The organism is Xanthomonas sp. SHU 199 (genome assembly GCF_000364665.1).
Classification (GTDB): domain Bacteria; phylum Pseudomonadota; class Gammaproteobacteria; order Xanthomonadales; family Xanthomonadaceae; genus Xanthomonas_A; species Xanthomonas_A sontii.
This window is the reverse complement of sequence record NZ_AQOI01000851.1, coordinates 1-9,471: the sequence shown is the minus strand read 5'-3', so window position 1 is coordinate 9,471 and position 9,471 is coordinate 1. Positions and strand designations below refer to the sequence as shown.

The window sequence follows — 9,471 nt, the reverse complement described above, 5'->3', positions numbered from 1 at the left end:
TGGCGCCGGACGCGACCGCGCCGGCAGGCTTGCGCGACCGCGCCATGCTCGAGTTGATGTACGCCGCCGGCTTGCGCGTCAGCGAGCTGGTCAACCTGCCGGCCAACGCGGTCAATCTGCGCCAGGGCGTGCTGCGGGTCACTGGCAAGGGCAGCAAGGAGCGGCTGGTGCCGTTGGGCGAGGAGTCGCAGCACTGGCTGCAGCGCTATCTGGACAGCGCCCGCCCGGCGCTGGCGGCGGGGCAGGCGGTGCCGGCCAGCGATGGCGTGGTGCCGCTGTTCATCGACGCCGCGCGCCGCGCGCTGACCCGCCAGCAGTTCTGGGTGTTGGTGAAGCGCTATGCGGCGGTGGCCGGGATCGATCCGGTGCGGATCAGCCCGCATGGCCTGCGTCACAGCTTCGCCACGCATCTGCTCAACCGCGGCGCCGACCTGCGCGCGCTGCAGATGCTGCTCGGCCACAGTTCCCTGTCCACCACCCAGATCTACACGCTGGTGGCGCGCGAGCACCTGCAGAGCCTGCACCGCAAGCATCATCCGCGTGGCTGAGCGGCAACTGCAGCTGCAGCTGCAGCTGCCGCTGCCGCCGGCGATGGCATCCTTTTCCTTCCATCGAGTGCGTCCATGAGCGAGTTGCGACATCGCGTTTCCCATGCGCCAGCACGAGCTTGTGCCGGCCTGCTGCTGCTCGCGCTCGGCAGCGCGTTCGCGGCCGGGCCGGTGCAGCCGTCCGCCATGCCGGTGGCCGAGCCTGGCGACAGCGCGTGGCAGATCGCGGCTGCCGGCACGGCGCTGGAGGCGCAGGCACCGGCGGTGCGTCGCCACGAGGATCTGCTGTTCTGGACGCTGCCGGGCGGGCAGCGCGAACCGGCCACGGCGGCGCATCTGCTGATCGCAGCGCCGTATGCCCAGGTGCAGGCCGCGGTACGTGGCGTCGTGCAGGCGCAGGGGGGCTTCCAGGAAGGCAACGAGACCTTGCCGCTGTCGTATCTGCCCGACGATTGGGGCCGGGTCCTGCTGTCACGCCGCCAGGACCTGCGCGCGGCGCTGGCCGAGCGCTTCGCGCAGCCGATGCTGCAGGCGGCGGTGGAGCAGGGCGCGCTGACTGAGGAGGAGGCGCGCACGCGCCTGCAACAGGCGCGCGAGCGCAGCGATTGGGCGCCACAGGATCGCGCCGAACTGGCTGTGTTCCGCGAGACGCGCTATGCGGAATACTGCGCCACGCGCAGCGAACGCCAGGGACTGAGCGGGCGTCTGGAACTGAGGGTATGCGTCTTCGACATGACCGCGGCCATGGGGCATGCGACCACCGCGCTGAGCATCGAGCGCACCGACAACTACGCCAATCCGGATTACAGCGTGATCAGGCAGATCACCCAGTTCAATCCGCTGGGCGGTGCGTCGCAGCCGTCGCGGTTGAGCCAGCGCGTGGTGCCGGCGGTGCTGTTCCAGGCCGTGCGCCAGGCGCTCGCCGCGAGCGTGCCGCAGCAGCCGGTGCGTGTGGCCGCGTCGCCGTTGGTATGGATGCTGCCGCCGCAGCGCGCCGGTGCGGCGCCGGCCATCGCGTTTGTCCCGCCGCGCAACGACGTGCCGCTGTTGCCGTTCGACGCGCTGCCCTGGGACGCGCTCGGCGGCGAACTGGCCACGGCGGACAGCGGCGCCCGCTACCCGCGCGATCTGCTGGCGCTGCCCGACGGCGATCTGTTGCTCAGCATGCAGGTGCTGGGCGGGACGGGCGCCAACACCCGGCTGTGGCGGCTGCATCACGACGGCACGCGCTGGCAGACGGAAACGGTCTGGCAGGGCGAGGGCGGTGCGCAGCGGCTGATGCCCGATGCGCAGGGCAGCCGCGTGTGGTTCCTGGCCGGCGCCGCTGGCGAGTCCGCCGTCCTGTATGTCTATGACGTCGCCTCGCGGCGCCTGCATCGCTACCGGGTCGATGGCGAGGGCAGCGATGGCTACGCGCGCTGGGAACTGGACGCCGCGCAGCGCCCCGTGTATTTCGATCACAGTTACGCTGGCGGTGGTGGTGCGTTCGGCGGCAGTCGGTTCATCCTGAATGCGCCGACCGCCGCGGTACCGGCGGCGGATGGACCCTGGGCGTTCGCGCCGGTGTTCGGCGCGCCGCGACAGGCGTTGATGGATGCGGAGAAGAAGGGCAATGCGCAGCTGTGGCCGGTGCGCCTGCGCGACCCGCATGCGCTGTGGGTGGAGGATGCCCAGGGCATCGCCGCCCTCGATCCGACCAGCGGGCGTGTCCTGCGCGCGTTCGCGTTGCCGCAGCGTTTCGGTCGCCCCGATCCGGTCGACGCCTCCGGCGTGGCACAGTGGGTGCCCACCCCGTTGGGGTCGCTGCAGGGTCGCTGGATCGCCAGCGGCTTCGTGCTGATGCTGGCCGACCACGGCACCGGGACGCCGCAGTTCGCGCCGTCCGGCGCGTCGAAGGCGCAGCCCGAAGCGCGCTTCGTCGGTATGCATGTGCTGGATATGGACGACGGCCGCGTGCGCCTGTCGGCCTTGCTGGGGTGGGCCGACGCGCTGAAGGCGGCGGCCCGTTCGGCGCACGGCCGGCTGCTGGCGCTGGGCAGCGACGCCCCCGCCGCGGCCGGGCCGCAGCTGGCGCTGTGGCAGATCGCCGCCGCGCAGACACCGCTGCGCTTGGCCTCGCCGGCGCGCGGTTCGCTGAACGCACTGGCGTTTTCGTGGGACGGCGCCACGCTCTGGGCCTTGACCGATGGCGGTCTGCTGCGCTGGTCGCTGCCACTGGCGCTGCGCGATCCGGCGGGTGCGGGCGGCTATCCGGAGCACGCGAAATATTGATCCGCGCCCTTGCTGCGACGGCGTGCCCCCCGCTCAGCCTGTCTACATCGAGCGGACAAGGGGGTATGCGACAATCCAGCCGGTTCGCAGCCCTCATGGATAGCCAATGCTCCGTTTTGCTCTTTTTGCGCTGCTGTGCGCCACCTCTCTTTCCGCCTGCGCGCAGCCGGCTTCGCCCACCGGCGGCGCTGCCGCTGCCAAGCCGGCCGCCGCCGCTCCTGCCGGCGCACCGGGCGAGCAGCGCGTACGCTCGGCGCTGCTGCAGCTCGATCCCAACTTCAAGCCCGACTACATCGGCGCCGCGCCGTTCCCCGGCTTTCGCGAAGTGGTGGTCGGCGGGCAGGTGCTGTACGTCTCCGACGACGGCCGCTATCTGTTCCAGGCGCAGCCGTTCGACATCCAGGAAAAGCAGTTCGCCTCCAGCGAAGGCCTGCTGAGCTACCGCCGCAAGCTGCTGGAGTCGGCGCCGCGTGCCGACCGCATCGTGTTCGCCCCGGCCAATCCCAAGTACACCATCAGCGTGTTCACCGATATCGAATGCGGCTACTGCCGCAAGCTGCACAGCGAGATCGGCGAGCTCAACAAGCAGGGCATCGCCGTGGAGTACCTGGCGTATCCGCGCATGGGTCTGGGCAGCCAGGACTACAAGGACATGGTCGCGGTGTGGTGCGCGGCGGACAAGAAGCAGGCACTGACCGAGGCCAAGAGCAGCGGCAAGGTGCCCGGCGCGACCAACTGCAAGAACCCGGTGACCATGCAGTACAACCTGGGCCAGCGCCTGGGCGTCAACGGCACCCCGGCGATCTTCGCCCCGGACGGCACCCAGATCGGCGGCTACCTGCCCCCGGCCAAGATGCGCGAAGCGCTGGACAAGCGCGCGGCGGAAGCGACGAAGGCGGGCGGAAGCCGCTGAGCGGCCGGGAATGGGGAAACGGGAATCGGGAGTGGGTGCGACGTCGCTCGTTCCCGCGGCCACGGCCGCTGAACGCCCGTCTCTCCCCCTTGGTCGGCGGTGCGGCCTTTGCGCCACCGCTGTTGCCGCCCCGCGTTTTGCTGCTGGAGCGCCGCGTCCGCTGTCGCCCAACCACCTCTAGCACGTCCGCTGGCGCCGACCCCGCTCGGCGGCCGGCTGTGCCGATTCCCCATTGCCGAATCCCCATTCCCAGCTCTCCGCTACAATAGCCAGCCCGTTTCCTCACACGGTTCCCCGGACATGATCGTCCTCGAGGGCGCTTCCGCCCTTTCGCCGTTCCGTCGCGCTCGGCTCGAAACCCGCCTGCAGTCCCTCGTTCCCGGCGTGCGCATCGTCGGCGCCTGGCACGTGTACTTCCTCGACGGCGATGACGCCGGGCAACTGGATCTGGTCGCGGCCCGCCGCATCCTGCAGGCGCAGGACGCGCCGGCGCCGGCGGAGGCGGGCACCTGCTCGCGCTACGTGGTGCCGCGGCTGGGCACGCGCTCGCCGTGGTCGAGCAAGGCCACCGAACTGGTCCGCGGTGCCGGGCTGGCGATCCGCCGGGTCGAGCGCGGTACCCGTCTGGACCTGACCGGCTGGCCCGAGGCGCCGGCCGACCAGGCCGCGCTGGCCAAGCTGCTGCACGACCCGATGACGCAGTCGCTGCTGGACGGCGCCGCACAGGCGCAGGCGCTGTTCCAGGCGCCGGCGCGCGGCGAGGTCGAGCGTATCCCGCTGGATGCGTTGGAAGCGGCCAATGCGCGCCTGGGTCTGGCCCTGGCCCAGGACGAGATCGACTACCTGCGGCAGCGCTTCGGCGAACTCGGCCGCGATCCGGCCGACGTGGAACTGATGATGTTCGCGCAGGCCAATTCCGAGCACTGCCGGCACAAGATCTTCAACGCCAGCTGGACCATCGACGGCAAGGAGCAGGACCGCTCGCTGTTCCGGATGATCAAGCACACCCACCAGCAGACCCCGCAGCACACGCTCAGCGCGTACAGCGACAACGCGGCGGTGGTGGAAGGCCATCCGGCCGCGCGCTACCGCCCGGATCCGGCCAGCGGCGAATACCGCAGCGAGGCGGTGACGCCGTCGGCGTTCTGCATCAAGGTCGAGACCCACAACCACCCGACCGCGATCGCGCCGTTCCCGGGCGCCTCCACCGGTGCCGGCGGCGAGATCCGCGACGAGGGCGCCACCGGCCGTGGCGGCAAGCCCAAGGCCGGCCTGACCGGCTTCAGCGTCTCGCACCTGCGCATTCCCAGCCTGCCGCAGCCGTGGGAGGGCGCGCGGCCGATCAACCCGCGCATGGCCCCGGCGCTGGAGATCATGCTGGACGGCCCGCTCGGCGGCGCCGCGTTCAACAACGAATTCGGCCGGCCCAACCTGCTCGGCTATTTCCGCAGCTTCGAGCTGCCGGAGACCCAGGACCTGACCCGCGCCTACGACAAGCCGATCATGCTGGCCGGCGGCCTGGGCGCGATCGATCGCGTGCAGGTGGAGAAGATCCCGCTGCAGCCCGGCGATGCGGTGATCGTGCTCGGCGGCCCGGCGATGCTGATCGGCCTGGGCGGCGGCGCGGCCAGTTCGGTGGCCTCCGGCGACAGCGCCGAGGACCTGGATTTCGCCAGCGTGCAGCGCGACAACCCGGAGATGGAGCGGCGCGTGCAGGAGGTCATCGACCGCTGCGTGGCGCTGGGTGCGGACAACCCGATCCGCTGGTTCCACGACGTCGGCGCCGGCGGCCTGTCCAACGCCATTCCCGAACTGCTGCACGATTCCAACGTAGGCGGCCTCATCGACCTGGACCGCGTGCCCAGCGACGACCCGTCGCTGTCGCCGATGCAGCTGTGGTGCAACGAATCGCAGGAGCGCTACGTGCTCGGCGTGCCGCAGGCGCGCCTGGCCGAATTCGCCGCGATCTGCGAACGCGAGCGCTGCCCGTTTGCCGCGGTGGGTGTGGCGACCGCCGAGGAACGGCTCGTCGTGGGCTACGGGGTGCTCGGCGGTGGGAATGGAGAATCGGGAATCGGGAATGGTGAAAAGCAGGCAGACTCCGCTGCTGCCCATTCCCCATTCTCCACTCCCCATTCCCAGCATCCAATCGATCTGCCCATGGACGTCCTCTTCGGCAAGCCGCCGAAGATGCACCGCGACACCCGGCAGCCGCCGGCGCCGCGCTGGCCGGAGCTGGACACCGAGGCGCTGGACCTGCGCGAGGCCGGGCTGCGTGTGTTGGCCCATCCGACGGTGGCGGCGAAGAGCTTCCTGGTCACCATCGGCGATCGCAGCGTCGGTGGCCTGACCGCGCGCGAGCAGATGATCGGTCCCTGGCAGCTGCCGCTGGCCGATTGCGCGATCACGTTGGCCGGTTTCGACACCCACGCCGGCGAAGCGATGGCGATCGGCGAGCGCACCCCGCTGGCTCTGCTCGACGCCGCCGCGGCGGCGCGGATGGCGGTGGGCGAGGCGATCACCAACCTGTGCGCGGCGCCGGTGCAGGCGCTGGACCAGGTCAAGCTGTCGGCCAACTGGATGGCCGCGGCCAACCACGACGGCGAGGACGCGCGCCTGTACGCCGCGGTCAAGGCGGTGGGCATGGAACTGTGTCCGCAGCTGGACCTGAGCATCCCGGTGGGCAAGGACTCGCTGTCGATGCAGGCGCAGTGGTCGGTGACCGCCGTGAATCGGGAATCGGGAATCGGGAATGGCGAAAAGCGCGATGCGTCCGCCACCGATGCCGCTGCTTCTCCGATTCCCGATTCCCCATTCTCCAGTCCCGGCGAGACGCACAAGAGCGTCTCGCCCGTCTCCCTGATCGTCTCCGCCTTCGCGCCGGTCGCCGATGCGCGGGCGCAGTTGACGCCGTTGCTGGCGCGCGAGGCCGAGAGCGAGCTGTGGCTGATCGGGTTGGGCGGTGGCAAGCAGCGCCTGGGCGGTTCGGTGCTGGCGCAGGTGCATGGCGACGGTGCGCTGCCGGCGTTCGGCGGGGCGGTGCCGGACCTGGACGATCCGCAGCGGCTGCGTGCGTTCTTCGAGCTGATCCGCGATGCGCGCGAGGCCGGCCTGCTGCTGGCGTATCACGACCGCAGCGACGGCGGCGCGTTCGCCGCGCTGTGCGAAATGGCGTTCGCCTCGCGGCAGGGCCTGGACATCACCCTCGATGCCTGGGGCGACGATCCGTTCCGCAGCCTGTTCAACGAGGAACTGGGCGCGGTGGTGCAAGTCGCGCGCGAAGACCGCGCGGCGTTCGCCGACCTGGTCGAGCGCCATGCGCTGACCGAGTGCGCGCAGCGTATCGCCCGCCCCAGCACCGCCGCAGCCGTGCGCGTGGGGCTGGGCGGCAAGACCCTGGCCGAATGGCGTTGGGACGAGTTGTTCGATGCCTGGTGGTCGGTGACCCACGCGATGCAGACGCTGCGTGACAACCCCGACAGCGCCGCCGAGGAGCGCGCGCTGGCGCGCGATTTCGCCGCGCCCGGGCTGAAGCCGAAACTGGCCTTCGACCCGGCCGAGGACGTCGCCGCGCCGTTCGTCGCCAGCGGCCAGCGGCCGAAGGTGGCGATCCTGCGCGAGCAGGGCGTCAACGGCCAGATCGAGATGGCCAATGCGTTCGAGCGCGCCGGCTTCCGTGCTTTCGACGTGCACATGAGCGACCTCATCGCCGGCCGCGTGGACCTGGCCGACTTCGTCGGCTTGGCCGCCTGCGGCGGCTTCAGCTACGGCGACGTGCTCGGCGCCGGCCGCGGCTGGGCCACCTCGATCCTCGAGCGGCCGGCGCTGCGCGATGCCTTCGCCGCGTTCTTCGCGCGTCCGGATACCTTCGCCCTGGGCGTGTGCAACGGCTGCCAGATGCTCAGCCAGCTCAAGGACATCATCCCCGGTGCCGAGCACTGGCCGCGCTTCCTGCGCAACCGCAGCGAGCAGTTCGAGGCGCGCACCAGCCTGCTGGAGGTGGTGGAGTCGCCATCGATCTTCCTGCGTGGCATGGCCGGCTCGCGGATCCCGGTGGCGGTGGCGCATGGCGAAGGCCGTGCCGAATTCGATACTGCCGTGGACCAGGCCGCCGCGCGCGTGGCACTGCGCTTCGTCGACGGCCATGGCGCCGTCGCCACGCAGTACCCGCTGAACCCGAACGGCTCGCCCGACGGCATCACCGGCCTGACCAGCGACGACGGCCGGGTGACCATCCTGATGCCGCACCCGGAACGTACCCTGCGCTCGCTCAACCTCAGCTGGCATCCGGCCGAGTGGCCGGACGAGGCGCCGTGGCTGCGCATGTTCCGCAACGCGCGGGTGTGGGTGGGCTGAAGCCCGCCCTGGCGCGCTCGCCGCGATGGCGACGCGCCTGCCTGGTGCGCTGCCGACGGCGACGTGTTCGGCGACCTGATCGCGTGCTGGCGCTGGCCCTTGCCAGGGCGCCGTCGGCAGTGCCTGTAGCCGCGATGTTCGGGGCGGCGCTGCCTGCTGCGTTGCTCGGGTCTGTGCCGCGCTGCCATCGCTGTGGGATGCAGAATGCACTGCCGGGATTGGTGGCGTGGCGCATGCGCCGAATCGCGCGTCGCAGTGTCCCATGTGGGAGGGACTGCAGCCCCGACGCAGGACCGCATCCAGGCCGGCCGAACTGGCGGTTTGACGGCCGATGCCGTCGATTTTCCTGTGTGTCGAGTGGGTTTCCTCGGCGCTCCCGCCTGCGCATGCGCTGACCGTGCGTGGTCGCGGCTGAAGCCGCTTCTACGAGACATCGCGGTGCGGTGCGCCTTGCGCGGTGCCGTCATCGCTGCAGCGTGCGTGTGCCTGCGCCATCCGCCACCGCTTGCAAGCGAATGGTGCGTCCTCCCGCGCGTGGTGCTCTTCGCCGTGCAGCGACAGTCCGGCAGCACCCGCCCGTCGTCCGGCACAAGGTCGCTCCGCCGCGCGACCGCTCGCCCCATTTCGCGCAGTCGGCGCCATGCGCAGCCGTCTGGAGCCGTCATCCGGCATGCCTGGGCGCGCTTTTGCGCCTCTACCATCCGGTCGCGTCAAGTCCTTGACAGGAAACGAAATCGCCCGAAGCGCGGTGTGTCAAGGCTGGCAAGGAATGTGCCGAAAAATTGGCGCGAGTTGGTTGTTTTCATTGATATTTATCGAAAATTTAACGAAATCAGTCTGAATTCGCGGTCTGTGTCACGGCGCATGTCGCATTAAGTCAAAAACTTGACGTACTCGAGAGGCCGAGTTAACACTCGGGTCAGTTCCGCATTCCACCTCGGTTCATCTACAGCTCCGAGCAGCGACAGGCGTGAGCCTCTCGCGTCCCGCTAAGGGACGTGCGGCACCAAAAAACCGACAGGGGGTCGGCCGGCCGGAACGCCGGGCGAGGGTGGCTTTTTGACCAAAAACCAGCCGAATTGAGGAGCAGTCGTCGATGAATCGGATTTATCGCAAGGTCTGGAACAACGCACTGGGGATGTGGGTCGTGGCATCGGAACTGGCCAGCGGCGATGCGCGCGGGGCCGTCGTCCGCGACCGCCGTGCCGCACGCGCACACGGCCTGGCCCTGGCCGGCGCGATCGCGCTGGCGCTGGGCGCCGGCGCCCTTCCCGGCACCGCCCAGGCGCAGGCCGTGCAGATCGGCGACAACGCCAACGCCAGCGGCGACTACGCCACCGCGGTCGGTGCAGAGAGCAACGCCAGCGGCGCGCAGAGCACCGC

General features: G+C 70.4%; 5 protein-coding genes. All 5 read left to right on the top strand.

The features are described 5' to 3' along the window. A partial coding sequence (locus D183_RS0123205) for a tyrosine-type recombinase/integrase (protein ID WP_017911107.1) occupies nucleotides 1-548 on the top strand: 548 nt, incomplete at its 5' end. A 75-nt stretch (nucleotides 549-623) separates the two neighbouring features. Continuing rightward, entirely contained in the window at nucleotides 624-2,819 is a 2,196-nt protein-coding gene (locus tag D183_RS0123200) for a hypothetical protein (RefSeq protein ID WP_157835250.1), read from the top strand. A gap of 106 nt (nucleotides 2,820-2,925) precedes the next feature. After that, the gene (locus D183_RS0123195; RefSeq protein WP_017911105.1) at nucleotides 2,926-3,732 is read left to right on the top strand and encodes a DsbC family protein; all 807 of its coding nucleotides are present in this window, start codon (nucleotides 2,926-2,928) and stop codon (nucleotides 3,730-3,732) included. A gap of 300 nt (nucleotides 3,733-4,032) precedes the next feature. Further along, the gene (gene purL, locus D183_RS0123190) at nucleotides 4,033-8,088 is read left to right on the top strand and encodes a phosphoribosylformylglycinamidine synthase (protein WP_026144775.1); all 4,056 of its coding nucleotides are present in this window, start codon (nucleotides 4,033-4,035) and stop codon (nucleotides 8,086-8,088) included. Between the two features lie 1,096 nt (nucleotides 8,089-9,184). Beyond that, nucleotides 9,185-9,471 (top strand): ESPR-type extended signal peptide-containing protein (locus tag D183_RS25795; protein WP_039729557.1); only part of this gene is annotated, 287 nt, incomplete at its 3' end.